Source organism: Hymenobacter tibetensis (assembly GCF_022827545.1).
GTDB classification, from domain to species: domain Bacteria; phylum Bacteroidota; class Bacteroidia; order Cytophagales; family Hymenobacteraceae; genus Hymenobacter; species Hymenobacter tibetensis.
In genome coordinates, this window is sequence record NZ_CP094669.1 from 5,054,966 (window position 1) to 5,078,842 (window position 23,877).

The window sequence follows — 23,877 nt, forward strand, 5'->3', positions numbered from 1 at the left end:
GGTGTATTGATGAAAACGTTGTTGCGGCCGATTCGGGTTGCCTCTATCCTCCTTTTGCTGACTGCTCTGGCTCGCTCTTCAGCGGGCCAGACGCTCCCCGCACGGACACCGGAAGTACCTCGCCCTGGCAGCCCCAACGATTCAACACAGGTTATAGAATTGCCTTTGCTGCTCCCCGATTCCCTGGTAGCGTCCCCTACCCCCGTGGATTCAGCGCGCATCGTATGGCTGCAAACCCCACCGGAGCTGCACGACTTAGTGGGTGACCGTATTGGGTGCTTCGAAACCGATGTGCCGCACGCTTTCAACCCGGCGGTGATGTCGTTCGTGACATTTTTTACAGAGCGCAACCGCAAGTACATGCAGCGGGTACTAGAGCGTGAAAACCTCTACTTTCCGCTTTTTGAAAAGTACTTGGCCAAGTACAACCTCCCTACCGACTTGAAGTACCTGGCGGTGGTGGAGTCGGCACTGATACCAACCGCCAAGTCGCATGTAGGAGCTACAGGCCTGTGGCAGTTCATGGGCCCTACCGCTGGCGACTTACGGCTGCGGCGCGACGAGTGGGTTGATGAGCGCATGAACCCCGAGAAATCAACGGAGGCGGCCTGCAAACACTTGCGCTACCTGTACGGCGTTTTCCATGACTGGGAATTGGTACTGGCCGCCTACAACTGGGGTGCGGGCCACATGCAACGCGTGATGCGGCGCACGGGCAAGAACACGTTTTGGGACGTATATCCGCACCTGCCCAAGGAGACGCGCAACTACGTGCCTACGTTCACTGCCATCATGTACTCGATGAAGTACGCGCAGGCGCATCAGCTCCACTCGCCGGAACTGAAATACCGCTACGCCGAGGCCATGGATACGCTGCAGCTCAACGGGCAGGCGTTCGATCTGCAACGGTTGAGCCGTGCTTGTGGGTTCGAAGACTCTTTGGCCTTGCTGCATTACAACCCGGAATTGCGCCGCCCTTGGTTGCCTACTGGGTATCGTCCGTATACGGTGCAGGTGCCGGCAAATGCTCGGCCGCTGTTAGCCACTGTTGACCGCGCTACCCTTTTCGACTACTGCCGCCCACAAGCCGAGTTGCCGCAGCCGCTTGCCCCTATGTTAGCCCGGTTACACGGGGTAGAGCCCTTCCCTACCCGCACGATGTTGGCCAGCGGTGCTCCACGTGAAAATTCGGAACCCGTTACACCGCGTTTTCGCCGCGTACGGCACACTGTGCGGCGCGGTGAAACAGTATCAGCCGTTGCTGACCGCTACGACGTAAGCGCCGCGCAGGTGGCCCGCTGGAACGACTTACGCAAAGGCCGCCCCTTGACGCCTGGCAGGCAGTTGGTGGTGTTCGTACCGGCGCCAGCAATCCGCCCGGCGTCAGCAGCCCCAACCGGAATTGCAGCAAGCAAACTGGTAGTACCTGCTCGCCTGACTTCGCCGTCCGCTAAAACTGCGTTGGCGGCACGAGGCACCAGAGTATCAGCAGAACCCCTTGAAGTAGCTCAGGACAAGGCCCCAACGGCAGCCAGCAGCCGAGAGGTAGCTTCAACCCGTTCGTCTCGTTCAGCAACGGCGGCTAGTACTCTTGCGCCCGCCTTGGAAGCTGTAGAAGCCGTTGAAAACGCAATTGCTACTGATAGCCTAACGACGGAATACGTGGTGCGCAAGGGCGACTACCTAAGCCGCATAGCGGAGATTCGCGGCTTAAGTGTGAAGCAAATTATGGCCTGGAATAAGCTTTCCTCTATCAAGGTGGCGCCGGGGCAGAAATTGGTATTCACAGCGCCAGCTGAGGAAGACACGCTAGCCAAAGAGGAGGTTGTGGCCGTTGCGCCAGTTCAGCAAAAGCCACCACGCGCCGCCAAAACGGTAGCCGCGGCGCCAGTTGCTGCACGCGAGACCATCCGAAAGGTGCACCTAGTTCAGGCTGGCGACACGCTCTACAATATTTCGCGCCGCTATCAAGGTGTGACCGTGGAACAGCTGAAGCGGCTCAACAACCTGACCACCGACGAAGTGAAGCCCGGTCAAAAGCTGATTGTTGCGCGTTAGTTTCTATGGCCTTGAAGGGCTGAACGAACCCAGTAAAGTATAGGTGCTGCCCTACGTAATTGGTTGGGCGAGCAACGCCGAAACCGCAGTATGAGGGCGTGGCAATCGGGTTTGCTGGAAATATTTATTGTCGGTAGGAAAACTATTTCCGCTTGAGCGGCCTTAGGCAGAACGCTGTTTGTTTTCATTCAGGAGTTGTTCTTCATTAATTCTTCCTGTAGCAGGTCGTATTATTGGGGTACTTTCATCTTCTTCAAGCCATCCGATGCCTTCTGCTGCCAACTCTTTCGTTCTGGTTGATACTCCGGAGCCTCACCGCGTGCGTACTCGCCAAATCGTGAAAGCGCATCCGGAGGTGAAGGAACTGATGACCCGCACCCCCGCCACTGCCCTGATTGGAGTAGCCTGCGTAGTGGCTCAGGTGGTAGTGGCCGCATTGCTGCGTAACCAACCCTGGTACGTAGTGGCCTTGGCCGCTTACTTGGTAGGGGCTTTCCTCTCACACACCCTGTTTGTGGTTATCCATGAGGCAGCGCACAACTTGGTGTTCCGCAAAGTGTGGCAGAACGTGGCCGTGGGCATTGTGGCCAATTTCGCGTCGGTTGTTCCAACGGCAATTTCCTTTAAGAACTTCCACATCAAGCACCATGTATTCCAAGGAGTGCATGAGCTGGATGCCGACTTGCCCGACTGGTATGAGGCCAAGCTGATCAAAAATTACTCTGTCGGCAAAGCCATCTGGCTGTTCTTCTTTCCGCTGTTTCAGGTTATCCGCACCATCCGTTGCCGTGAGGTAGCAGTATTCGACCGGTTTGTAGTAGCCAACATTGTGGCTCAGCTGGCTTTTGATGCGGCCATCGTTTACTTCTTTGGGTGGGTGGCACTGGGCTATCTGTTTCTGAGCTTCTGGTTTTCGGTGGGCTTGCATCCGCTGGGGGCGCGCTGGATTCAGGAGCATTATCTTACACTGGATGCCCGGCAGGAAACCTACAGTTACTACGGCCGCCTGAATGGTGTCAACCTGAACGTGGGCTACCACAACGAGCACCACGACATGCCTTCTATCCCGTGGAATCACCTGCCTCGCCTCAAGGCGCTGGCACCCGAGTTCTACGAGCCGTTGCTGCATCACCGCTCCTACACCAAGCTGTTTTTCCAGTTTCTCTTTGATCAGGAAATCAGCTTGTTCTCACGTATTATCCGTCGTAGCCGGGGCCGCGCCACGCTGCAAGACGCTTCCATACCAGACAAGCAGCTGCTGGATGGTGTTTCGGCGTAGCAACGGCGCTGCCCAGTGCATGTCGCGCTTCTACTACTTTCTTGCTTGCCCTCAGCCTACCAGCTGGGGGCATTTCTGTGAATGGAATTATAGAAACCTTTGTACTTGTTTTCAACTTATAGTCGCCAAAATCCGACTTCATATCCCATGAAAAAGATACAAGTAGAAATCTGGTCTGATATCCTGTGCCCCTTTTGCTACATCGGCAAGCGGCGGCTGGAGAAGGCCCTGACCACTTTCGAGCACGCCAACGAGGTGGAAGTGAAGTGGCGCAGCTTCGAGCTGGACCCAGAAGCTAACCCTACCCCCGGGGTCAACCAGTACGCCCGCTTGGCCAGTAAGTACGGCAAGTCAGAGGAATGGGCCCGGCAGATGAGCGCCAACATGGCTCAAATGGCTGCCGAAGAAGGCCTGGCATTCGATTTCGACCGCGTGGTGCCTGCTAACTCGCTACGGGCCCACCGGCTGGTACACTTGGCCGCGCAACACAACTTGCAGGATGCAGCCAAAGAGCGCCTATTCAAAGCGTATCTTGAGGAAGGCCTCGACATCAACGATGTGCCTACCCTAGCTCGCCTTGGAGCAGAGTTGCGCCTACCTACTCAGGAAGTGGAGCAGGTGCTAGCCTCCACTACCTTCGAGCAGGAAGTACGGCGCGACGAGTACGAAGCGCGCCAGATTGGGGTGCGGGGCGTACCCTACTTCGTGTTCGACGACAAGTACGCGGTGTCGGGTGCTCAGCCCACAGAGCTGTTCAAGGAAGTGCTAGAGAAGGTATGGGAGGAAGCCAGGCCCCAGCCCGTATCCATTGGTGGCCTGGAAGGGGCTGCCTGTGATATTGATGGCAACTGCTAATCCAGCTTCCTTGAATTTCATAGAAAAGGGCCGCCTCTGCAGAGGCGGCCCTTTTTCATGTAGCCGAGCATTACTTGCCGCGATTCTCGAAGACGAGCAACGGCACCGAGGATTGAGCGGCTGCGTAGAGACGCAGTTGTTTGCCGCTGATTTCGTAGCGTGCTGTGCGCGGCAGAGCAGTAAGGTAGTCGTACTCTATAGGTGTAGGGCAGGCTATTCTTGTTGACGCTTGTTCACTAATGGTCAGTTGCCCGGCAGCGCCTTGTGAGAAAGTGCCACCGAACGAATTGCAGGGGGCAAGACCAGACGTGGTATTCTCCCCACTAAACTCGATGTAGGAACGATACGTGGGGCCATAGCTGGAAACGCCAATGGGAGTATTTTCCACTTGTACCAGCATCCAGCGCTTGTTCACCAGAGCGCGGTCGGGGCTTGCATCTTCTTTGTTGCAACTACCCAAAGCTATCAAGCCACCAACCCAAAACAAGACAGTAGATACTCTGGACATAGCGTGCAACATAAGTAGGTGGGATAGGACTGTTTATGTAGGAGAGCTAGCCTACTTCTGAAAGGTTGCAAGCCCGACTCGCCCTCTAGCAAAGCGCTATGTACCTCTTGCCCATTCCTTATGCTGTTACTATTAGATCATCAATAAAAACAGCCAGTATCGTCTATAATAAGGCGCTTTTGCCGTTGCAGGCTCCACCTAACACGTGAACCGCCGCGCCGAACAGGCACAACGCGGAAGAACTCTTTAGCAACTACTTACATACGAAGAGCCACCCGCTCAGGCAGGTGGCTCTTCGTATGTAAGTACAGTCCTGAATCAGAAAGCTCTAAGCCGGCTGCTGCATCTGCTCCAGCCGTTCCGTGATGAAGTCCACTTCATGGCCCACCAATTCAAAATCCAGCGTGCGGGCGTTCTGGATGGCTTGTTCGGCGTTGCGGGCACCTACTAGCGCTACCGAAATACCAGGCTGTGCCAGCGTCCAGCGCAGTACCAATTGGCCTAGCGTAGCGTTCTTGCTTTCCGCCAGGGGCCGGATTTTCTCTAGGAACTCATTGACCCGCGTTACGCTTTCGGGCGTAAAGAGGCGGTTCTTGGCGCGCAAGTCGCTTTCATCGAAGTGCTGGCCGGGCTTCATTTTGCCGGTTAGCAGACCTAGCTGCATCGGGCTGTAAGCCAGAATAGCTTTGTCGTGCTTGAGGCAATACGGTACCACGTCCTTTTCAATGTCGCGGCGCAGCATGCTGTACGGCACTTGGTTGGATACGATACTCACCGTTTTTTCGGCTTCCTCCATCTGAGCCACCGAGTAGTTGCTGACCCCAATGGCGCGGATTTTACCTTGCTCCATCAAGCGCGCCGCCGCTTCCATTGTCTCGTCGATGGGAGTCGTGACGTCGGGCCAGTGTTGCTGGTAGAGGTCGATGTAGTCGGTGCCGAGGCGGCGTAGGCTGTCTTCGCACTCTTTGATGATGCTGTCGCGGCCAGCGTATTTGTACACGTCGATGTCTTGGCCGTCGTTGTTTTTGGTTTTCATAGCGAAGTCGCCCTTCGCTAAGTCCCACCGCATACCAAATTTGGTTAGAATCTGCACTTTATCACGGGGCAGTGACTTGATGGCCTCCCCTACTATTTCCTCGCTCAAGCCCTGTCCGTAGATGGGAGCCGTGTCGATGCTGGTAACGCCTAAGTCGTAGGAAGCTTGAATAGCGCCTACTGCGTCGTTTTGTTCGGTGCCGCCCCACATCCAGCCGCCGGCAGCCCAGCTGCCAAAGGTGATTCGCGAAACGTCGATACCTGAATTCCCTAAGGTTATGTATTCCATGAGAAAGAGTGCTAACATGAAAACGCCGGCGTTTTTGCCGGCATTGTTGACTAGCTAAATACCCTTTTGCGCACGGCAAGGTTACGGCCCAGGTTGCTCCAGGCCGCACAATTTCGAACTAGCCTGCTCCAGCAAGCGCCCAGAACTTCATATCCGTACCTTGCGCGCAAGCTGGTGGCTGCGGCAGCTACTGCCCCTCAACCCCGCTATTGCCTTTGCGCGAACAGCTTCCTATCAGTTATGTAGCGAGTACCAACCTAGTAGTTCATTTCGTTTACGATAACCCTCTTTCCAGCTATTCTACCCTTTATGTATCGGTATCGATATTCCTTAGTCCCGCTGCTCCTAGGTTTCGGGTTGCTACTAATGGCCTTTCAGGGGCCGGCAGACACGTTTATTCAGCAGATTATCAAGCAACTGGAACGGTTTTACAGCGGCACATACCCCGAGAAGAGCTACCTGCATTTCGATAAAGACACGTATGCCGCCGGCGAAACCATGTGGTTCAAAGCCTACGTGGTGGAAGGGGCCACTCACCAGCCCGATACGCTGAGCCGCGTGCTGTACGTGGATCTGCTGGCCCCCAACCAGCGGGTGGTACAGCAACGCGTACTGCAGTTGCAAGACGGTGTGGCGCCCGGCGACTTTCAACTGGCCGACACCCTGTTGCAGGGCACCTATACGGTGCGCGCGTACACCAGCTGGATGCGCAACGCGGGCCCCAACTACTTTTTCACTCGCCTGCTTACTGTGTGGTCGAGCGCGCCAACCATTGCCCGCCCTTCCAGCCGCCGCCCCCTTGCTACCACACCGCCAGCTTCTAAAGGACTGGACGTGCAATTTTTCCCGGAAGGCGGCCAGTTTGTGGCGGGCTTGGCTAGCATAGTAGGCTTCAAGGCGACAGACTCGTTCGGGATGGGCGTGAACGTGCAAGGCGTGGTGCAGGACGAAGCCGGCCAGCCCGTTGTGGAGTTCAGCAGCCAACACCTGGGTATGGGGCGCTTTCAGCTGAAGCCCGAAGCAGGCAAGCGGTACACGGCCATTGTACGCCAGCCCGACGGCCAGCGCGTGCGGTACGAGTTGCCAGCTGCCCACCCCACAGGCTTCACCATGCGGGTGCTACAGCTGGCGCACACGTATCAGGTGGCCATTCAGTGCAAGCTGCCGCCCAATACACCGGCCGAGCCCATTACGGTGGTTGGGCACGTGCGGGGGCAGGTAGTGTATGCGGGGCGGGGCGAAATCAGCGAGAACAGCACCTTTTCAACCAGCGTCCCGAGCGACCGTTTTCCGGGTGGAGTGGTGCACTTCACGCTTTTCGACAGCAAGCAAGTGGCCCGCTGCGAGCGGCTGGCTTTCAACAACAACGCCCCCGGCCTGCGCATCAGTTTGCAACCAGACAAGGCAAGCTACGGTCCGCGGGAGCCCGTGACGGTGCGCGTGGCCGTGACGGATGAAGCCGGCAAGCCAGCAACCGGAAACTTCTCGCTGGCCGTCAATAGCGCCGCACTGGTGCCCCTCGACTCGGGCGCTACGAATATCCGCACCCACTTGCTGCTTACCTCCGACTTGCACGGCCGCGTGGAGCAGCCCGGCTCTTACTTCCGCGACCAAAAACCGAACACCCGCCAAGCCCTCGACAACCTCCTGCTGACGCAAGGCTGGCGGCGGTTTGTTTGGAAGCCGCTGTTGGCCAAGCAGTATGGCGAATTTCCGTATCCGCTAGAGCAAACGTTGAGTTTGAGTGGGCAAGTAGTTGGCAACAAGCAGGCGCCCGCTATTGGCACCAAGGTTTCCCTGTTCCGCTTTGGGTCGGCGCAGGACATCACGCAGGCTACCACCGACTCGGCGGGGCGCTTCCTGTTCGCGGGCTTCAACGGGCGCGACACGGCACGGCTGTTGGTGCAGGTGTCACCCCAGAAAGGCCTCCGCAACCCTGTTATCAAGCTCGACCGCCGGGTGATACCAACCAGCAACACCCCAACGCCCCCACTGCCCGAAACAGCCCCGGCCCGGGCGCCTTACCTGGCCAGCAGCAAGCGGCAGCAAATAGTGGAGCGCCAGTACAGCCCCAATGCTAAAACCATCATGCTCGGCAACGTGACTGTGAAAGGCAAAAAGCCTGCCTTGCCCGACTCGCGCCGCATCTACGGGCGGGCCGACGTAGTGGTGCAAACTAAAGACATTCCGGCGGCTAACAGCTACACCAACGTACTGCAACTTCTTCAGGGCCGGGTGGCCGGGGTTTACGTCACGGGTAATCCGCTGGACATGAATGTGCAGATTCGGGGCCAGGGCACCCCGCTGTTTCTGGTAGACGGCATTCCTATTGATATCAGCGCGCTGAATTCCATTCCCGTAACTGAGGTGGAAAGCGTGGAAGTGCTGAAAGGACCTTCGGCGGCCATCTACGGCTCGCGGGGTGGCGGTGGGGTTATTGCAGTCTTCACCAAGCGCGGCAACCCCAACTATGACTCCTCCAACGACGAGCCGGCCCCAGGTATTCAGCCCTATAGCGTGCCTCAGTTTTATCAGGTGCGCGAGTTCTACGCTCCCACTTATGCCAACGGCAAAAATGCGGCGGTGCCTGACTTCCGTAGCGCCACGCTGTACTGGAACCCTACCGTCCGCACCGATGCTACCGGCCAGGCCACTGTGCTCTTCTACACGTCCGAGGAAGCTGGTACCTTCCGCCTCACCTTGGAAGGTGTTTCCACCTCCGGACAACCTGGCCACGGGACCGGAGCCGTACAAGTAGTGAACCGATAAGACTGCTTACGCCCTTCTCCTATCCAGCCCTTTTCGAGTAATTTAGCAGGTATGAAATCATTCACAACAGCAATCCTTCTATCTGCTGCTATGCTCTTCAGCGGCTGCGACGACGATGATACGGCGCCAGGTGGCAGCGCAATAGAAAATTTCTCTAAAGCTATTATGGTGAGCGAGGGTGGGGCCCCACCTTATATCTTGGGGGAGGTGCGAGTTGGCGAAACGTTGTACCGTGGCACCCAGGCCTCCTTTCAAGTCAGCGGCAAGCTCCAGAGTGGCCCTGTCATTTCCCTGTCGTTTCAGCAGTCTTCCCGCACCACTACTGGCACCGATAAAACGGACGTTGTCGCGGCCAGGATCAACACCACCACCAACGCCACCCAGGCCAGTGGCACTACCCTACGGGACCCCAAAACGAATACCGTTACGGGCACCTTCTCCTCTACTTTCCCCAACGGCCTAACCGTAGACGGCACGATTACCAACTTGCAGCTACAATGATGCGCGCCTAGCGCACCCAGGTTGCAGACAGCACACGTACCAAAAAGCCCACTCCTAGGAGTGGGCTTTTTGGTACGTGTGCCTAGCTGACAAAAGCCCCCTATCCTATACCTTACTTCCGGCGGTAGGGAAAACTAGGTGCAGCCGCCCGAACTAGCTCTTGGGTTAAACGCTCGGGTTTCAGGGCAGCATTGCCGGTGCCTTCATAGTCAAAACGCCACGCCAGTTGATTGCCGCGGCAGTCGTAGAGCATGAGGTTGGTGGTAGCCTGGCTGCTTGGAACAACGGCCTGGTTGCCAACGATTGGCTGGTTGAGCAGAATGCGGGCTGCCAGTCCTAAGCCATTGGGCAGGGGTTGGTAGAGCATGGTCTGCCCCGAAAGCACTGCATCAACGCCTAGCACTTGCTGTACTTCTTGCAGGGTGTGGTCGGGGAAGTTTTCGTAGGTGATGCCGGCTTGCTGCAACAGGCGGTTGGTTTCGTGCACGTCCTGAAACTGCACGGTATAGCCCCGAGCAGGCTGTTGGGCGTGCAGCTGGGTGTACAGCAACTCCTGCAACTGAAAGGCTACTTGCCGGCTTTCTTGTTCCTGCTTGGCGGTCCACTCGTGCGTCATGCGTTGCTGGGTGGCGCGCGTAGTATCGGTGCCCGCAAACCGAATATCGCGCAAGCGAATCCGCTCTTGCTGCACGTCAAAGGGCAAAATAGCCACCGTGCGGTGGGCCGCCAACGCAGTGCTATCGAGGGTATTTGCGGTGAACGACCTGGGTGCGCAGGAGGCGAGCAGGCTTACCAGTAGTACAAGTAGAAAAAGGCGTTGCATAGCATAGAAGTGAAGAAGCAACGGGCAATGGTTGCACAGGCCACTCCAACAGCACAAAAATAAGTAAGCTGAGGCTATAGAGCTGCGCTCAGTACTGCCTGCCTGGTAAGGCACTCGTGAAGTATAAGCTGAAAAGGCGCAGCAGACTGCCTTTCTGTGGGAAGTAGCTCAAGCACTAGGCACCGGGCAGTAAGCTCGTCTATACCATTGATTATGTGTACTATATGTCCAGCTCGGCTATAACCTCGCCCCTTTGCCAGGGGTATAGCTAGAGACTTTCATCTTTACATTCCTCCTCACCTTCTATGAAAACCACTTTGCATGCAGCGCTTTTGCTGCTGATCGGACTGCTTGGCAGTTGCTCGTCCGGAGTCACTGTCCAGCAGAAGCCGGGCGTCGATTTCAGTAAGTACCGCACCTACGACTTTGCCAAAACCGAGGTTAAATCTGCCGACTCACAAAACCCTATCTACAAGAGCAGCCTCAACGACGAAATCATTCAAAACGCTATTACCTCGGAGCTAGCCAAACGTGGTATTCAACAGGTGCAGGGCCGGACTCGGCCAGATTTCTACGTGACGTACCACTTGTATATCGAGGAGGCCGAACGCACTATCCCGAACCCACCGACACCAGGCTACATCTACCCGTATTCGATGCTCTACCGAGGCCGGTATCTGCCCATCAACTACGGCTACTTCTACTCGTCTCCGTATAACAGCACGAGCTACCGCACCGAAACATACCAGGAAGGCACCATGATTCTGGATTTCATTGATACCCGCACCCACAATATGGTGTGGCGTGGCTCCATGGCTGATCCGGTAAGCAACCCAGCCAAAATTGGTCCTGAATTCGCGAAAGCCGCCAAAGAAATTTTAGAGAAATTTCCCGCCGGAGTAAGCAATTAACCCGTTTCTTGCATCCTACCCAAGGCCCCCGTTTGCTACGCAGATGGGGGCCTTTGCTTGTCTGGCCTTGCCGGGAGCAGGGCCCTAACCGTCCGCTTTTGCACAGCGCGCTTTACCTTGCAGCCGCATGCTTGTTTTCAGTGTGCCAGCAGCGCAACCCTACTCTTGATAAAGTAGGGCATCGTGTGGGGCACTGCTCCCGCACCAGCTAGCTGTATGTACCTCGTCTTCACTTCCCGCATGAGCTGGTTACGCGTTTCAAACATCTCCCTGCAGGAAAAAGAAAGTATTGCCCTGCGGGGAATCAGCTTCACGCAACAGCAATTCCAGAAACTAGCCATTGCCGGCGAAACGGGCGCGGGCAAAAGCAGCTTGTTGCAGGTTATAGCTGGTCTCATTCAGCCCACGGGTGGGGAGGTGCATTTCGAAGACGGCCGGGTACGCGGACCGGCTGAAAAGCTGATGCCTGGGCATCCGGGCATTGCGTATTTGTCGCAGCATTTCGAGTTGCCGAAATTTTTGCGGGTAGAGCAAGTGCTACGCTACGCCAACAAATATTTGGGCGAGCAAGCCAGTACGCTCTACGAGGTCTGCCGCATCAGCCACTTGGCCACGCGCCAAACCAACCAGCTGTCGGGTGGGGAGCGGCAACGCATTGCGCTGGCCCGGCTGCTTCTCTCCTCGCCGAAGCTGCTGCTCCTCGATGAGCCCTTCTCCAACCTCGACCGGGTGCATAAGAACATCCTGAAGACCGTTATCGAGGACATCGGCACCCAGCTTGGCATCACCTGCCTGCTGATTTCGCACGACCCCGCCGACACCCTTTCATGGGCCGACGAGATTTTGGTTCTGAAAGGCGGACAGCTCGTGCAACAGGGCCCGCCCCAGCAGATTTATCGGCAGCCCACCGATGAATACACCGCAGCCCTATTCGGCGACTACAACCTGCTCAGCGGGCCCGCGGTGAAGGCCTTTGCCAAGCTGGCGGGCGCCAAGGTGCAAGGCACACAGTTCCTTGTCAGGCCCGAAAACTTCCAGCTGGGCCAGGCCGCCCGCAGTCAGGTAGCCACTATTCAAGCAGTACGTTTTTTCGGTAGCTACTCCGAGCTGGACGCCCGCCTGCTCGACGCGGTGGTAACTATCCGGACGTGCGAAACAGGCTTCAAGGTGGGGCAAGAAGTGCCCGTTTCTTTGCCCAAAGATGGGGGCTGGTTTATTTAATAGTCCACCCGTTTTGGAAGGGTTTGTTTCACCCGTTTTAAGGTTGAGTTTCCGCCAGCACGGCTAGCTGGAGGTGTTTTCGGAGGTAAGAATCCTATTCCCGTAGCTGGCTGACGGGATGCTGCACAAGGCGCATGGGCACCAACAAGATTTTGGCAATCCTAGAACCTTCTGACACTCTACTGTTTAGGTAGGGCATGTCGACGACGTGTATTCCGTTCTACCAATCTTAAAAAGATGAAAAAGCAAACTTTCTTCACGCTTCTCTTTGCCGGTGCCCTATACATGGGCAGTTTCCAAACCGCCACCGCCCAAACGGCTGCGCCAGCCGCTGCTACCGCCAGTGCTTCCACTGGAAAAGACCTAGCCGCTAGCGCCGCCCTCTCCCCCGACCACACCACCCTGCTGAAAGCCTTGCAGGCAGCCGGCCTAGCCGAGCAAGCCAAAGGTGCTGGCCCATACACCGTATTTGCTCCCGACAATGCCGCTTTCGACAAGATTCCGGCCGCAACGCTAGCTACTTTGCTTAAGCCAGCTAACAAAAAGCAGCTTTCCAAAATCCTGACGTACCACGTAGTATCCGGCAACATAATGGCCGCCGACCTGAAAGACGGTCAAGTGGTGAAAACCGTACAAGGTGAGTCACTGACGGTAGGCGTATCAGGCGGCACCGTTACGCTGAAAGACGCCAAAGGTGGTACCGCCACCGTTACCAAGCCCGACATCAAAACCACCAATGGCGTAGTGCACTCCATTGACACCGTGCTGATGCCTGCCAAATAGCCTGCAGCAACACCACTTTCAGTTACAAACAAAAGGCCGCTCCAACTTGGGGCGGCCTTTTGTTTGTAGGCAAAAGCTCCTAAAAAGCTAGCTTCCGGGTTCGGGAGTTGCTTGCTGAAGTGCTGGCCGATAGGTATGCACTAGCACCCCGTTGCTGAACCTGACGGAATCTACCAGGTGTAGGGTGGCCTGGCTACCCTCCTGAAATAGCCGCTTCCCGCTTCCCAGCACCACCGGGAAAGTCATGAGCCGGTACTCGTCTATCAGGTTGAGCTTCATCAGCGTTTGCACCAGTTGGGCGCTGCCAGCCACCAAAATGTCTTGGCCGGGCTGCGCTTTCAAGGCAGTAATTTCAGCTGCTAGGTCGGGGCCCAGCAGGTGGGAGTTGTTCCACGATAGTTCGCGCAGCGTGGTAGATACCACGTACTTGGGCAGCGTATTCATTCGGTCGGCGAAGCCCTGCTCGTCGGTGCGGCCGGGCCAGGCAGCGGCAAATCCTTCGTATGTCACGCGGCCTAGCAAGTGCGCGTCTACGGCTTGCAGCTCTGCTAGCTTGAAGCGCATATACTCGTCGTTGAAGAAGGGCATGGTCCAGGCCGGATCTTCCATCACGCCATCCAACGACACAAACTCGGTTACAAGTACTTTTCTCATGGGGCGTGTGCGTAAGAAGTAAGGCCCTTAGGCACTGAAATAGACTTAGTCGTAATAGAACGGTTAGGCTGTAGCTTCTTTGTCGTAGTTGAGCATCCAGTTTATTCCGAACCGGTCAGTGAACATGGCAAACTTGGCGCTCCAGAAGGTGTCACCTAGGGGCATCGTTACGGTGCCCCCTGCCGTTAGCGTGGCATAGTAGGCTTCTATTTCCTGTTCGCTGCTGCAGTTCAAGCTCAGCGTCACGTTGTTGCCTTCCCTGATTGGCTCAGAACCGGCATCCGAGGCAAGCAGGAGGATGCTCTCCGTTTCCAACCGAGAGTGCAATACGCCGTCCTGCGCATCAGCGGGCACATACTCGGCGGCTGGCGTGTCAGAAAATGGTTGGATATCCAGTGTGCCACCTAGGCACTGCTGATAGAACTGCATGGCTTCGCGGCAATTGCCCTTGAAGGCGAGGTAGGGAGTTAGTTGGGGCGCTTTCATGCGTTGAAAGAATATAGAGTGGAAAAAGTAAACGCAGCAAATCAAGCCAGCTGAGTGCTAGTGGCATCTGGGGTTACTGACAACCTAGTGGCGTCATGGCTTGAGGCTACCATGCGGCTTTGCGCGGACAGCTGTTCTTTTTTCTTCCATAGAAAATAGAACAGCAACACCACCCCAAGTGCAACCAGCGGCGTGACCACCATGCTCAACCCGTCGCCGGCCGCAACCCAGGCCGCCGCTGCTCCAAGCATGTTGATAGTGAAGCCCGCAAACGCCCACTCCCGGATGGTGCGAAACCGGGTTTGCAGCAACGCCAGCGCGCCCAGTACTTTAGCAATACCATTGACCACCAGAAAGTGTGCCGGGTAGCCTAAGTGGCCCATCATGGCTTTACTTTCTTCGGTTTGCAGCAGGCCGCTGATGCCAGCCATCAGCATAGAACCGCAAAAAAAGACGGCTACAACCCAGTAAAGGACAGTCCAAGTTTTCGTTTTCATAGCGTAAAGGTGTTTGGATGGAGAAATGAGTGGAAGTTGCAAGAACCTTGGGCCAGCCACTAACCGGTTTAGTTTAAGTAGCTGTATATTCGGCTCCAACTCCAACAAAATTAGCAAACACCGGTACCCTACCGGGGGTGTGAATGCGACTATTTGGGGGTTGATTCCGACAGCACCGCACCCTAGCTTTAGTGTATCATGAAGCACATCTCCATCCTGGTCCCGAAGCAGGCAATACTCGGCAGCATTGAGGGTCCGCGCCTGGTTTTCACTGAAGTGAATGCCCTGCTCAAGCGCATGGGCAAGCCGCCCCTCTTCGAGGTGCAACTGGCCGGGCTGGCCGCCGAAACGCCGGTGTGCGGTGGCATGTACACCATCAGCACGGCCACGCTCGCCACGGATATCACCCACACCGACCTTGTTATTATTCCGGCTCTTGACGGCGACCTGGCGCATGCGCTGGAAATGAACCGCAACTTTATACCCTGGATTATCAAGCAGTACCAGCAAGGTGCGGAAGTGGCTAGCCTGTGCTTGGGTGCGTTTCTGCTGGCCTCTACGGGCCTTATCAGGGGGCGGCAATGCACCACGCACTGGGCTGCGGTGGCTGCTTTCCGCCAGATGTTTCCCGATGTGGAGCTAGTCGAAGACAGGTTGATTACCGATGAGCACGGCATCTATTCCAGCGGCGGGGCCTTTTCCTACCTGAACCTGGTGTTGTACTTGATTGAAAAATACGCGGGTCGCGAAATGGCCGTCATGTGTTCCAAGGTGTTCCAGATTGATATCGAGCGGGTCAGCCAGTCGGCTTTCATTGTCTTTCAGGGCCAGAAAGAACACGGCGACGACTTGGTAAAAAAGGCGCAGACCTACATCGAAGACAATGTTCAGGAGAAAATAACCGTCGACCAATTGGCCGATATGCTGGCACTAGGCCGCCGCAACCTGGAGCGGCGGTTCAAGAAAGCCACAACCAACTCGGTGATGGAGTACATTCAGCGGGTGAAGGTGGAAGCCGCCAAGAACAGCCTGGAATCGTCGCGCGAGAATGTGAACGAGGTGATGTACCAGGTGGGCTACACCGACCCCAAAGCCTTCCGCCTGACGTTCAAGCGCATTACCGGCCTCTCGCCCATGCAATACCGCAGCAAGTACAGCCGCTCGAAAGGGGTTGCAGCCGCATAAAGTATTGCCCTTGGTACCCCAACACAAAGGCCACCCCTGGAAAGAGGTGGCCTTTGTGTTGAATTGGTAAGCTACTAGCGTGAGCTTCTTACTAGTTCGGGCTGCTGGTTGAAGTAGCCGACTTGGTTTTCACCTTCTTGGCGCGGACCTTCTTGGTAGCCTTTTTGTTGGTTTCAGTCGAGGAAGAGGTGCTGCTAGCGTCTAGGTCGCTGGCGGGCTGGGTGTTGCTGGATGGCAGCGTGCCGAGGGAGCCGGCAGGTTGCGCGGGCGGCGAAGACTGCGGGCTGGTGCTGCCGTTGGTGGTAGGCGTGCTCTGGGCAGGAGTGGTTTGAGCGGAGGCAGCACTAACACTCAGGGCGAAGGCCGCGGCAAAAGCAAATACGATTTTCATAGCAGGTGGAATAAGGGGTACAATGCAAGCACCAGGAGCTGGCGCCTGACCCACATACGCACCCCAGCAACTCTGTGTTTTGCCGCCACTACCGCACGCTTCAGCTTGCGCGCAAAGCAGGCAAAGCAATTGTGCTCCTGTGGCAGCAACAACGCCTAATTTTCTATATACTTACTGCTTTCAGCTATCTGCTTTTCGCCTGCTACCGACACCGGCCCTTCCGGCGCTTGTGTTTCACTCGTATTTCTGGCAAGAAACCCTTGGCTGTTACCCTTTTTCGTTTTTCTGGGCACAGCAAAACCACCAAGAAGCAGTGCCTCTCGTATCTGTAGGGCCCTTTTTGAGTTAGAGAGAAAGAGTGTTTGCTCGAATTCGTATGGATAACAGTGCACAGCTAGTGGACAGTGAGCAGCGGTTCCGGTCGTTGTTTGAAAATAACCCCGATTTGGTTTTGTTTCAAAACAAGGACGGAGTCATTCAAGACGCCAACCAGGCTTTTCTTTCCTTGGTCGAAAAACCGAAAGCACAGGTATTGAACCACACCCTGGAATCTTTTCTGCCGCCGAGGATTGCTCCGCTGTTTCGGCAGAAACTAGAAGAAGCCTTCCAGGGCATCAAAGTGCGCTTCGACGCCGAAGTACAATTCGACTCGAAAGTGCCCCGCATGTACGACGTCACGAAGGTGGCCCTGATGGTAAACCAGCAGGTGGTAGGCATCCATGCGCTGTTCCGAGACATCACCGACATCATGACTGCGCAAACGCTGGTACACCAGCAGGCCCAGAAACTCAACACGATTTTCGAGAGTATCACCGACGCTTTTTTTCTGCTGGACCGGGAGTGGCGCTTCACTTACGTAAACAGTGAGGTGGTGCGCCTGTTGGGCATGCGGCGCGAGGAGCTGGTGCACCAGAGCGTGTGGCGCGCCTTTCCGGAAGAGGAGGGCGGGCCCTTTCGCCGGCACTACCAGCAGGCCATGGCCACCGGCCAATCCGTGCACTTCGAAGCGTTCCTGGAACGGATGCAGTTGTGGCTCGACGTAAAAGTGTTTCCATCCGACGAAGGCCTGTCCGTTTATTTTTCCGACGTCACCGACCGAGTGAAGGTGCACGAGGAGCTGCATCAGCAAAACAACGACCTTCAGCAATTCACTTACATTGTGTCGCACAATTTGCGGGCCCCGCTAGCCAACATCATGGGCCTCGTGAACCTGCTCACCTCCTTACCTCCCGAATCTGAGGATTTCCGCGTAACGCGCGACCACCTGCAAACCAACGCTTACCAACTCGACAACGTACTGCAGGATATGAATACCATTCTGGCCATTCGGGACACGCAGGATGTAGCAGCAGCCGAGCTGGTTTCCGTGGCCGATGTGCTTGAGCAGGCGCGCCGTACGCTGGAGGAGCCCATGCAACAGATAGGGGGCACCCTGGAGGTGAGCCTGCCTGCTGGCTTGCAGGTGAAAGGCAATCGAGCGTATCTCTACAGTATTTTTTTCAACTTGCTGTCCAATGCCATCAAGTATGGGGCCGAAACCCGGCCGTTGCAGGTGGTAGTTCAGGGGTCAGCCAGCCCTGAGTATGGAGTTCGCATTACGTTTTCTGATAACGGTTCAGGCTTCAACCAAGAAAAAGCAGGAGCTGATGTTTTCAAACTCTACAAGCGCTTTCATGCTCAGCAAGCTGGCCGGGGCATGGGGTTGTATCTGGTCAAAACGCATGTAGAAGCTATGGGTGGTCGTATTGAAGTGAGTAGCCAAGTGGATGTCGGTACTCGTTTTATCATTCATTTACGTTAATAACCTATGGAGACCTTACTGATTGATGATAACTCGACCAGCGTGTTTCTGACGGAAATGCTGCTGAAACGCGAGGGATTTTCCGACAAAATCCGTTCGTTTTTGGCCGCCGAAGAAGCGCTGACCTATTTGGAGCAGGGCCTACCGGTGCGCGTACCCGAGGTTATTTTCCTGGATTTGAACATGCCCGTTATGGATGGCTGGGACTTTTTGGAGGCCCTGAAGCCTCACGAGGGAGAGCTGTCCTCCCGGTGCCGCATCTACGTCCTGACTTCTTCCCTCGCGCCCTCCGACGCCGCTCGGGCCAAGGAATACACCCTGGTGTCGGGCCTGATCCACAAGCCCGTTGATAGCCAGATGCTGCAAGTAATTCGGGCGGAGATGAGCGAGCAAGATGGCGCTTGAAGAGACTTAACGACTACTCGCGCTGCACACAACACTCTCGGAAACAGTGGCTGATGGAGTGCACACGCCTCTGGCCGCTATCGAGGCACTCTCTAAAATCAAAGGCAACACCGAAGTGGAATTTGCCGAGCCTAACTACCTTCCAGCACACAGCAGCTTCCACCGACCCGTACTTCACCACCCACCCCGGTTCTTCGGCCGCCACTATCAAGGCTGCTATTCTGAACAGCGCGGTGCCTACGCCTTCGTTGGCTGGCAAGTGCGTAACCGGTGGGCGCTTGAACGTGAGTGGCTTCTAACCACCCTACAAGACGCGTAGCTCTCTGCTACTCCTACCCAAAGAGTCCCGGCTTAACAGCCGGGACTCTTTTCGTTGCAAGCCAACCATAGCAGCGCTTCCCCCAGATTGGCAAGTACAAACTCAAGAACGAAGCGCAAGCCTCTCTACCTGCCACCGCAAGAGCGTAGTACTAGTGGCGCAGCTTCACCAGCTCACGCTGTTTAAACACTATTTTAGCTTCCAGCAAAGCATGTTTCAGTCGCAGGGCCGTCATGGTGTAGTGAACAGTGAAGGGCGCAGCTCGGGTATCTGGCTTGTACTTACTGAAGGCGGCACCGACACGCAGTTTTTCCAAGAGTAGTTGCTGGCTCAGCCTTACTCCTTAAGGTGGGCAGGCAAGGTAGTTTTTGCCAACTTCGTGGGGCAAACCAAAAGCTATAGGCAGTTCAAGTGGGAGCAGTTTGGTACGCTTCACACCATATTTAAGCCCATAAAGCACCAGTTATATGGGACCAAAGCATTCAGAAAATGAAGCAACTTCTGCTTTCCTACTTACTTCTGCCGCTCTGTATACTAACCAACTGCGCTAGCTGTGTAGGCCAACAGAAGAAGCAAATACCGATGGGCGCAATTGTCTCGTCAGACATGTTTCGTACCACCGACAGTATTCACTACGTCCTGAAGTATAGCCAGACGCCCCCCAACGGGCGTTATACCATTTACGAGATTACTAAATTCACTGCTCCGCCCGACCCAACACGTGACACCAGTTCGCCGCCGCTCTACACGGTGCACGACCGGCACAGCAGCGGCACGTTCAGCAAGGGCGTGAAAACCGGCTTATGGGAATACTACACGAGCGAGCGGAAAGTAAGCGAGGAAGTGTACAAGCGAGGGCGCCGCATTAGCAAGCGGAACTGCCCATGTAAAAGCTAGTGCCACGTTGCCTTGAAAAACAGCCCGCACAATGGATAGCCGTGCGTGGAATAGTGGGATTCGCACCCACTACTTCACGGCCGGTTGGCGGATCAGGAAAACCTAGTTACTCTGCTATTTACAGCTCCTCGACAGCGCATTTTTCCTGCGCAATCAACCGGAGCAAGAAAGTGAAATAAAACAGAATGTCCTCGTTAGACGTCTTCGCATCAAGGAGGATATTCTTGAAATCATAGGCAGGATGTTGCACAGCCCATTCCAACTGGGTGCGGATTGCCTTTCTATTTTCAGGCTCGTAACGGCAGTACCAGCGCAGCATTCGGGGGCCAAACCTGGCATCGGCTTGTTCTATCCGCTGCCGGATATCGGGGGCGTCCCACAAGTTGGAGAGCGGGATACGCAGAAAGTTAAGCGGGCCGAGGTTTTCCATGTTGGGTGCTCCTCTGGATTATGATGCCTGGGCATGCTCAAGCACGTACAGCAGAAAGGCGAAATAGAAGAGGATATCCTCGCTGGCAGTTTTTACATCAATCAGTACGCCCTGAAAGTTGTAGTATGGGTTTTATGTGGCCCACCGAAGTTGCGCACGCAGACGTTCTAACACCTCTGGGTCGTAGTCGCTATAGAGGCGGAGTCAGTGCTGTCGAAAAGCAGCCTCATCTTGCGTTATCCTCGTCCGAATATCAGGAGCAAATTGCAAGGCTGCCAGCGGGATGCGTAGGATGTTACGTTCACCTAGTGTTTCCATCTTCTGTAGCGGGAGAATGAAAGTTTGTTGGCAAAGTTTCTTCGTATTGCGTAAGATACTGCTGGATGGGCATGGGTGGAGCCATTAGGGCGGCGCCGGTTTGCCGGTTTACTACAATGGGGCCTGTACCCAGCACCATGGCCCGCACATTACCCGTTTCGGCGTACTCTTTGGTGTTGAAGGGAAATACCCAGGCGTAGGGTTTCTCGATGACTTTCTCTTCCAGAATGACATACTGCCGACCTGCTTTTTGGGCTAGGTCGGTGATAAAAGTGAAAGCAATTGTCCGGGCTTCTTCTCGAGTAAGCATGTGCTCTGAAGAGATAAGTGAGAAATATAGTCTGAAACTTAGGCCAAGCTATTGGCGAGTGAAGTTGGGGATGGAATGAGGCCCAGACCAACATGCACAGCCTCTTCATCGCCATACCTACGAATTGCTCGGGAAGGACTAGTAATAACTTCTTTAGTAAGTCCTGGCCCCCAATCTTGACCCTCTATAATGGTAGCTGTACCATTATGATTGGTGATAGTTACAACGTGCCCTATTCCACCTTCTTTAGGCAGCGTAACTACTACGGCAGCAGTACCTTCTTCTGCCTCTTGTATCTGCTTGAATATATCATAGAAGTTTTTACCAAACTCCACTGTGGTATTATGTACTGCTTCCAGTTCTGCCAACGAGCGAGCCGGCAGGTCTGGCGCAACAGCATCAGGATTAGTGCCACGCAGCCGGGCAACTACTGCCTCCGTAATATGAGTACAATTTTGCTGACCATTAAGCGGATTTACGGCTCTGGCAATAGCTAGCAAGACAGGCACACGCTTACTGGCAGAACTACCGCTAGTAGGAAGGTTTTCGGGAGTACTACCTAACGCTTTAACAGCCAGTGCTGCCGACGGCAAATATTCCTTAGGCTTGGTGAGGGCCCGGTAGCGGGTATCCTTATCAGCATCCCAGGGAATGACGCTGTGCGCCTCCGAGAACTGGCCCTGCACTTCCTTGGCAGCAGCAGAAAGATGGATTTCAGTTTCGAACGAACCATGGCCGTACTGGCCGCGGGCATCGAAACGGCACTCGAAATGCACGCAGAACGCATCGTAGAAGATGACAGTCTTGGCTTTCTGGTCTTCGTTCTGAAAGAAGATCAAACGGCCGCTTTGCCGGCGGTGCGGGTCGAGCATCCAGTCTTCCCAGAAGCTCCAGGTGGCAGCCTCTCCTACTAAGGTCAGCTCGATGAGGCCTAGGCGCACGTCGGTGCTGGGGCGGCCTATGTAGTCGGTGATTTGCCAGAAGGAGAACGAACCGGCAACAAAGGGCACTTGCCGGCCCCCAACCTGAATTTCGGCGTGTAGTATAGGCATCAATCGATAAGATAAGTAACGGCAGCCAAGATATACGGAAAGTTATACAGCTCAGCCGTACGTTCTCAGGTTAGTTGGCACAAGCTGCTTAATCAACAAGCTGCTGCCGCGCTAAGTAAGCAGCCAGCCCAGCTTCAGCAGTAAGCCACTCCACACCGCTTGCCCTCAACACGGCCTCGACGGTGGGCATGGAAGCTGAACAACGCAGGTTGTGTTTCCCTGCTGGCCGGGAGGAAGAACCATAGAAAAGGCCAAAACAGAGTCAACAAGGGCATTTGTTTCTACGTAGGAAAACGATTCGTTCACCCTGAATTAGCACCACAGACCATGGCCCAAGACCAAAACTCCAACGTTGATAGAAGCTGGGAAACGCCAGGCGGCCTCTCGCCCATTCCAAAAGAAGAGCTGCACCGCATGCTGGATGAAGAAAACGTAAACGAGGAAAACCTGCCTGGCAAAACCAAACAGCTAGCTGAAAACCTCCGCGAAATCTACGAGCAGTCGTCGGGTATTACGCTGAAGCCTGAGGACATGGAAGGCTTCCAAGGGCTAGTAAGCCGCGAAGCCAGCAAATGGTTATCCGGCAACCCGCACGTCTGAGCAGCCATTCATTGCTAGGCAACTTGTTGCCTGTTAACAACAAAGAAGTCCTGGCTTGGCAGCCGGGACTTCTTTGTTTATGGGCGCAGAAAACCAGTGACACTGCCTGAAACAGCAGGCGGTAAGCCATTAGGCTGGCACCCGCAGCTGTGTATCCAGCCAGAGTGCCCCACCAAGCACAAACAGCATAACAGTAGCTACTAAAAGCTGCGGAGCGACAGGCAGGAACGGGGTTTCACCATCGTCCCAGGACGAGGTATTGCGAAACAGCAGGGATGGAAAGAACGACAAATAGAACAAGCCGGGCAGAAAGGCTGCCATCCAGACGGCGAGCTGCGAGTCTTGGCCAGGGTAGTGGCCCCACAGCAACCCCAGCGACACCCCACACGCCAGCGTGATGGAAAACAGCCATAAGGCGCTGTGGTAGCGGGCGTGTGGCAGCCAGTGCGGGTTGAACAGGTGCGTGTAAGGTTTCTTGATGGCGTCAAAAAACCAGCCCCCAAGCGTGAGGGCAATGCCAGCAAAGGCAATCAAGGCTTTCACAGTGAAGAGCGTCATAACAGCAGCGAATTCGCCGGGCAAGATAGGCCTCCGGGCACGTCTTGCGCACCGCCCCGTCCCTGCTCCCACCGAAACAGCTAGTGTTGCGTACCCCTGGCGGCCTGCTCTATCCGCTGGACTTCGGCCATCGTCAGGGGCTTGTACTCGATGCCGAGGCGCTGAGCATTTTCCTCTACCGTAGAATCGAAACCGGCTTTTTTGCGGCGCTCATTTACGTGGGTGGCATCCTCGATGGGCCAGATAAACGATACCTGCTCGGGTTTGCCAGTGGTTGGGGAGGGCACGGTATAGCCGCAGCCCTGGGTGCCGTAGAGCTGCATTTTACCTTGCTGCATCAGGTGTCGGTCGAGCATCCGGGCGTAAGTAGCAAAAGACACCTCGCCTTGGTCGGCCATGCGCTTGATGAGCGGCAGATACTGCGGAATGCGCGAGGAGTGCTGAATCACGAGCAAGGCTACCTCGTTGGTGGGGCTGCCGACTAACGTGCGGCCGGGGTAGCCGTACTGCTTGATGAGTTGGGCAATCCGTTGGATGTGCACGGAGTCGGTGGCCGTCATCAGCCAGCTAATACCCGTCAGTGACTCGTAGCGCGGACGAATGCCGGGAACACCCAGCAGGAGTTCCCGGTAATATTGGTCTGCCGCATCTATACGGTCCAGTTCCCACTTCAAGGGCCAGTTCAGTGGCGTTTGGGCACTAGCGGACAAGGACGGCAACAGCCCTACAAGGAATAGAACGTAGCGGATATAATGCATAGCAGCAAGTAAATGCCTTGCACGATAACCACGCTGTTTTATTGTACTACTGCTCGATACAGCTTCTCCTTAGACACAAGCAACCAGTACGGTAGCTGTTTGGCTGGCGTCCACGTACTACCAACTCAACCAGTGCCCGCGCTCGGCTACGAATAGCCGGCCGGGCACTGGCACAGCTCCACCC

The 23,877-nt window shown here is 55.5% G+C and carries 27 protein-coding genes; 14 read left to right on the forward strand and 13 right to left on the reverse strand.

Going from position 1 to position 23,877, the window contains the following annotated elements:
- The first annotated feature begins 9 nt into the window (after positions 1-9).
- The 3 genes from MTX78_RS20335 (at position 10) to MTX78_RS20345 (ending at position 4,192) form a co-directional block, all read left to right on the forward strand.
- Positions 10-2,058: a LysM peptidoglycan-binding domain-containing protein gene (locus tag MTX78_RS20335; protein WP_243797843.1), complete on the forward strand. Its 2,049-nt coding sequence runs from the start codon at positions 10-12 to the stop codon at positions 2,056-2,058.
- Positions 2,059-2,323: 265 nt separating this feature from the next.
- Positions 2,324-3,337, forward strand: coding sequence for a fatty acid desaturase (locus tag MTX78_RS20340; protein WP_243797844.1), 1,014 nt, complete (start codon positions 2,324-2,326; stop codon positions 3,335-3,337).
- 147 nt (positions 3,338-3,484) lie between these two features.
- The gene (locus MTX78_RS20345; RefSeq protein ID WP_243797846.1) at positions 3,485-4,192 is read left to right on the forward strand and encodes a DsbA family oxidoreductase; all 708 of its coding nucleotides are present in this window, start codon (positions 3,485-3,487) and stop codon (positions 4,190-4,192) included.
- A 70-nt stretch (positions 4,193-4,262) separates the two neighbouring features.
- On the opposite strand, the gene MTX78_RS20350 is transcribed toward MTX78_RS20345, so the two are convergent.
- Both MTX78_RS20350 and MTX78_RS20355 read right to left on the reverse strand, forming a co-directional pair.
- Positions 4,263-4,700, reverse strand: coding sequence for an META domain-containing protein (locus tag MTX78_RS20350; RefSeq protein WP_243797847.1), 438 nt, complete (start codon positions 4,698-4,700; stop codon positions 4,263-4,265).
- A gap of 328 nt (positions 4,701-5,028) precedes the next feature.
- Complete coding sequence (locus tag MTX78_RS20355) at positions 5,029-6,024, reverse strand: aldo/keto reductase (protein WP_243797849.1); 996 nt, start codon at positions 6,022-6,024, stop codon at positions 5,029-5,031.
- Between the two features lie 309 nt (positions 6,025-6,333).
- Here MTX78_RS20355 and MTX78_RS20360 point away from each other — a divergent pair, with 309 nt between their 5' ends.
- Both MTX78_RS20360 and MTX78_RS20365 read left to right on the forward strand, forming a co-directional pair.
- Positions 6,334-8,793 carry a TonB-dependent receptor plug domain-containing protein gene (locus MTX78_RS20360; RefSeq protein ID WP_243797850.1) on the forward strand — a complete coding sequence of 820 codons (2,460 nt, stop codon included), beginning with the start codon at positions 6,334-6,336 and terminating at the stop codon, positions 8,791-8,793.
- Between the two features lie 51 nt (positions 8,794-8,844).
- Positions 8,845-9,294 (forward strand): hypothetical protein, encoded by a 450-nt coding sequence (locus tag MTX78_RS20365; protein WP_243797852.1) that lies wholly within the window; start codon positions 8,845-8,847, stop codon positions 9,292-9,294.
- A gap of 112 nt (positions 9,295-9,406) precedes the next feature.
- Here MTX78_RS20365 and MTX78_RS20370 read toward each other — a convergent pair whose 3' ends face one another.
- Positions 9,407-10,117, reverse strand: a complete 711-nt coding sequence (locus tag MTX78_RS20370; RefSeq protein ID WP_243797853.1) for a hypothetical protein — start codon at positions 10,115-10,117, stop codon at positions 9,407-9,409.
- 305 nt (positions 10,118-10,422) lie between these two features.
- Between MTX78_RS20370 and MTX78_RS20375 the strand changes: the two genes are divergently transcribed.
- The 3 genes from MTX78_RS20375 to MTX78_RS20385 all read left to right on the forward strand — a co-directional run bounded on the left by MTX78_RS20375 (position 10,423) and on the right by MTX78_RS20385 (position 13,032).
- Complete coding sequence (locus tag MTX78_RS20375; RefSeq protein WP_243797855.1) at positions 10,423-11,028, forward strand: DUF4136 domain-containing protein; 606 nt, start codon at positions 10,423-10,425, stop codon at positions 11,026-11,028.
- Positions 11,029-11,244: 216 nt separating this feature from the next.
- On the forward strand, positions 11,245-12,249 hold the full coding sequence (locus MTX78_RS20380; protein ID WP_243797856.1) for an ABC transporter ATP-binding protein: 1,005 nt from the start codon (positions 11,245-11,247) through the stop codon (positions 12,247-12,249).
- 237 nt (positions 12,250-12,486) lie between these two features.
- The gene (locus MTX78_RS20385) at positions 12,487-13,032 is read left to right on the forward strand and encodes a fasciclin domain-containing protein (RefSeq protein ID WP_243797858.1); all 546 of its coding nucleotides are present in this window, start codon (positions 12,487-12,489) and stop codon (positions 13,030-13,032) included.
- Between the two features lie 87 nt (positions 13,033-13,119).
- On the opposite strand, the gene MTX78_RS20390 is transcribed toward MTX78_RS20385, so the two are convergent.
- The 3 genes from MTX78_RS20390 to MTX78_RS20400 all read right to left on the reverse strand — a co-directional run bounded on the left by MTX78_RS20390 (position 13,120) and on the right by MTX78_RS20400 (position 14,669).
- A complete protein-coding gene (locus MTX78_RS20390; RefSeq protein WP_243797860.1) occupies positions 13,120-13,686 on the reverse strand; it encodes a dihydrofolate reductase family protein in 567 nt (188 codons plus the stop codon).
- Positions 13,687-13,749: 63 nt separating this feature from the next.
- The gene (locus MTX78_RS20395) at positions 13,750-14,172 is read right to left on the reverse strand and encodes a VOC family protein (RefSeq protein ID WP_243797862.1); all 423 of its coding nucleotides are present in this window, start codon (positions 14,170-14,172) and stop codon (positions 13,750-13,752) included.
- 41 nt (positions 14,173-14,213) lie between these two features.
- Complete coding sequence (locus tag MTX78_RS20400) at positions 14,214-14,669, reverse strand: DoxX family protein (protein WP_243797864.1); 456 nt, start codon at positions 14,667-14,669, stop codon at positions 14,214-14,216.
- Positions 14,670-14,867: 198 nt separating this feature from the next.
- Here MTX78_RS20400 and MTX78_RS20405 point away from each other — a divergent pair, with 198 nt between their 5' ends.
- Entirely contained in the window at positions 14,868-15,854 is a 987-nt protein-coding gene (locus tag MTX78_RS20405; protein ID WP_243797866.1) for a GlxA family transcriptional regulator, read from the forward strand.
- A gap of 91 nt (positions 15,855-15,945) precedes the next feature.
- Here the strand turns inward: MTX78_RS20405 and MTX78_RS20410 are convergent, their stop codons facing one another.
- A complete protein-coding gene (locus MTX78_RS20410; RefSeq protein ID WP_243797868.1) occupies positions 15,946-16,245 on the reverse strand; it encodes a hypothetical protein in 300 nt (99 codons plus the stop codon).
- 376 nt (positions 16,246-16,621) lie between these two features.
- Here MTX78_RS20410 and MTX78_RS20415 point away from each other — a divergent pair, with 376 nt between their 5' ends.
- The 3 genes from MTX78_RS20415 to MTX78_RS20425 all read left to right on the forward strand — a co-directional run bounded on the left by MTX78_RS20415 (position 16,622) and on the right by MTX78_RS20425 (position 18,750).
- Positions 16,622-18,046, forward strand: a complete 1,425-nt coding sequence (locus tag MTX78_RS20415; protein ID WP_243797870.1) for a sensor histidine kinase — start codon at positions 16,622-16,624, stop codon at positions 18,044-18,046.
- Between the two features lie 6 nt (positions 18,047-18,052).
- Positions 18,053-18,451, forward strand: coding sequence for a response regulator (locus tag MTX78_RS20420; protein WP_243797872.1), 399 nt, complete (start codon positions 18,053-18,055; stop codon positions 18,449-18,451).
- Between the two features lie 122 nt (positions 18,452-18,573).
- Complete coding sequence (locus MTX78_RS20425; protein ID WP_243797873.1) at positions 18,574-18,750, forward strand: hypothetical protein; 177 nt, start codon at positions 18,574-18,576, stop codon at positions 18,748-18,750.
- A 171-nt stretch (positions 18,751-18,921) separates the two neighbouring features.
- On the opposite strand, the gene MTX78_RS20430 is transcribed toward MTX78_RS20425, so the two are convergent.
- The gene (locus MTX78_RS20430; protein ID WP_243797875.1) at positions 18,922-19,086 is read right to left on the reverse strand and encodes a hypothetical protein; all 165 of its coding nucleotides are present in this window, start codon (positions 19,084-19,086) and stop codon (positions 18,922-18,924) included.
- Positions 19,087-19,376: 290 nt separating this feature from the next.
- On the opposite strand from MTX78_RS20430, the gene MTX78_RS20435 reads away from it, so the two are divergent.
- The gene (locus tag MTX78_RS20435; RefSeq protein WP_243797876.1) at positions 19,377-19,667 is read left to right on the forward strand and encodes a toxin-antitoxin system YwqK family antitoxin; all 291 of its coding nucleotides are present in this window, start codon (positions 19,377-19,379) and stop codon (positions 19,665-19,667) included.
- Positions 19,668-19,785: 118 nt separating this feature from the next.
- Here MTX78_RS20435 and MTX78_RS20440 read toward each other — a convergent pair whose 3' ends face one another.
- From MTX78_RS20440 to tssD, 3 genes are all read right to left on the reverse strand, one after another.
- On the reverse strand, positions 19,786-20,097 hold the full coding sequence (locus MTX78_RS20440) for a hypothetical protein (protein ID WP_243797878.1): 312 nt from the start codon (positions 20,095-20,097) through the stop codon (positions 19,786-19,788).
- 301 nt (positions 20,098-20,398) lie between these two features.
- Positions 20,399-20,725, reverse strand: a complete 327-nt coding sequence (locus MTX78_RS20445; protein WP_243797879.1) for a YrhB domain-containing protein — start codon at positions 20,723-20,725, stop codon at positions 20,399-20,401.
- A 38-nt stretch (positions 20,726-20,763) separates the two neighbouring features.
- Positions 20,764-21,777 (reverse strand): type VI secretion system tube protein TssD, encoded by a 1,014-nt coding sequence (gene tssD / locus MTX78_RS20450; RefSeq protein WP_243797881.1) that lies wholly within the window; start codon positions 21,775-21,777, stop codon positions 20,764-20,766.
- A gap of 327 nt (positions 21,778-22,104) precedes the next feature.
- Between tssD and MTX78_RS20455 the strand changes: the two genes are divergently transcribed.
- On the forward strand, positions 22,105-22,377 hold the full coding sequence (locus MTX78_RS20455; RefSeq protein ID WP_243797882.1) for a hypothetical protein: 273 nt from the start codon (positions 22,105-22,107) through the stop codon (positions 22,375-22,377).
- A 129-nt stretch (positions 22,378-22,506) separates the two neighbouring features.
- Here MTX78_RS20455 and MTX78_RS20460 read toward each other — a convergent pair whose 3' ends face one another.
- Together MTX78_RS20460 and MTX78_RS20465 are read right to left on the reverse strand one after the other, a co-directional pair.
- Positions 22,507-22,935: a hypothetical protein gene (locus MTX78_RS20460; protein ID WP_243797884.1), complete on the reverse strand. Its 429-nt coding sequence runs from the start codon at positions 22,933-22,935 to the stop codon at positions 22,507-22,509.
- 80 nt (positions 22,936-23,015) lie between these two features.
- A complete protein-coding gene (locus MTX78_RS20465) occupies positions 23,016-23,693 on the reverse strand; it encodes a DUF6624 domain-containing protein (RefSeq protein ID WP_243797885.1) in 678 nt (225 codons plus the stop codon).
- Between the last annotated feature and the right edge of the window lie 184 nt (positions 23,694-23,877).

Coding starts and splice junctions, on each gene's coding strand:
- MTX78_RS20335 (WP_243797843.1), top strand. CDS start 10: ATGAAAACGTTGTTGCGGCCGATTCGGGTTGCCTCTATCCTCCTTTTG.
- MTX78_RS20340 (WP_243797844.1), top strand. CDS start 2,324: ATGCCTTCTGCTGCCAACTCTTTCGTTCTGGTTGATACTCCGGAGCCT.
- MTX78_RS20345 (WP_243797846.1), top strand. CDS start 3,485: ATGAAAAAGATACAAGTAGAAATCTGGTCTGATATCCTGTGCCCCTTT.
- MTX78_RS20350 (WP_243797847.1), bottom strand. CDS start 4,700: ATGTCCAGAGTATCTACTGTCTTGTTTTGGGTTGGTGGCTTGATAGCT.
- MTX78_RS20355 (WP_243797849.1), bottom strand. CDS start 6,024: ATGGAATACATAACCTTAGGGAATTCAGGTATCGACGTTTCGCGAATC.
- MTX78_RS20360 (WP_243797850.1), top strand. CDS start 6,334: ATGTATCGGTATCGATATTCCTTAGTCCCGCTGCTCCTAGGTTTCGGG.
- MTX78_RS20365 (WP_243797852.1), top strand. CDS start 8,845: ATGAAATCATTCACAACAGCAATCCTTCTATCTGCTGCTATGCTCTTC.
- MTX78_RS20370 (WP_243797853.1), bottom strand. CDS start 10,117: ATGCAACGCCTTTTTCTACTTGTACTACTGGTAAGCCTGCTCGCCTCC.
- MTX78_RS20375 (WP_243797855.1), top strand. CDS start 10,423: ATGAAAACCACTTTGCATGCAGCGCTTTTGCTGCTGATCGGACTGCTT.
- MTX78_RS20380 (WP_243797856.1), top strand. CDS start 11,245: ATGTACCTCGTCTTCACTTCCCGCATGAGCTGGTTACGCGTTTCAAAC.
- MTX78_RS20385 (WP_243797858.1), top strand. CDS start 12,487: ATGAAAAAGCAAACTTTCTTCACGCTTCTCTTTGCCGGTGCCCTATAC.
- MTX78_RS20390 (WP_243797860.1), bottom strand. CDS start 13,686: ATGAGAAAAGTACTTGTAACCGAGTTTGTGTCGTTGGATGGCGTGATG.
- MTX78_RS20395 (WP_243797862.1), bottom strand. CDS start 14,172: ATGAAAGCGCCCCAACTAACTCCCTACCTCGCCTTCAAGGGCAATTGC.
- MTX78_RS20400 (WP_243797864.1), bottom strand. CDS start 14,669: ATGAAAACGAAAACTTGGACTGTCCTTTACTGGGTTGTAGCCGTCTTT.
- MTX78_RS20405 (WP_243797866.1), top strand. CDS start 14,868: ATGAAGCACATCTCCATCCTGGTCCCGAAGCAGGCAATACTCGGCAGC.
- MTX78_RS20410 (WP_243797868.1), bottom strand. CDS start 16,245: ATGAAAATCGTATTTGCTTTTGCCGCGGCCTTCGCCCTGAGTGTTAGT.
- MTX78_RS20415 (WP_243797870.1), top strand. CDS start 16,622: ATGGATAACAGTGCACAGCTAGTGGACAGTGAGCAGCGGTTCCGGTCG.
- MTX78_RS20420 (WP_243797872.1), top strand. CDS start 18,053: ATGGAGACCTTACTGATTGATGATAACTCGACCAGCGTGTTTCTGACG.
- MTX78_RS20435 (WP_243797876.1), top strand. CDS start 19,377: ATGTTTCGTACCACCGACAGTATTCACTACGTCCTGAAGTATAGCCAG.
- MTX78_RS20440 (WP_243797878.1), bottom strand. CDS start 20,097: ATGGAAAACCTCGGCCCGCTTAACTTTCTGCGTATCCCGCTCTCCAAC.
- MTX78_RS20445 (WP_243797879.1), bottom strand. CDS start 20,725: ATGCTTACTCGAGAAGAAGCCCGGACAATTGCTTTCACTTTTATCACC.
- tssD (WP_243797881.1), bottom strand. CDS start 21,777: ATGCCTATACTACACGCCGAAATTCAGGTTGGGGGCCGGCAAGTGCCC.
- MTX78_RS20455 (WP_243797882.1), top strand. CDS start 22,105: ATGGCCCAAGACCAAAACTCCAACGTTGATAGAAGCTGGGAAACGCCA.
- MTX78_RS20460 (WP_243797884.1), bottom strand. CDS start 22,935: ATGACGCTCTTCACTGTGAAAGCCTTGATTGCCTTTGCTGGCATTGCC.
- MTX78_RS20465 (WP_243797885.1), bottom strand. CDS start 23,693: ATGCATTATATCCGCTACGTTCTATTCCTTGTAGGGCTGTTGCCGTCC.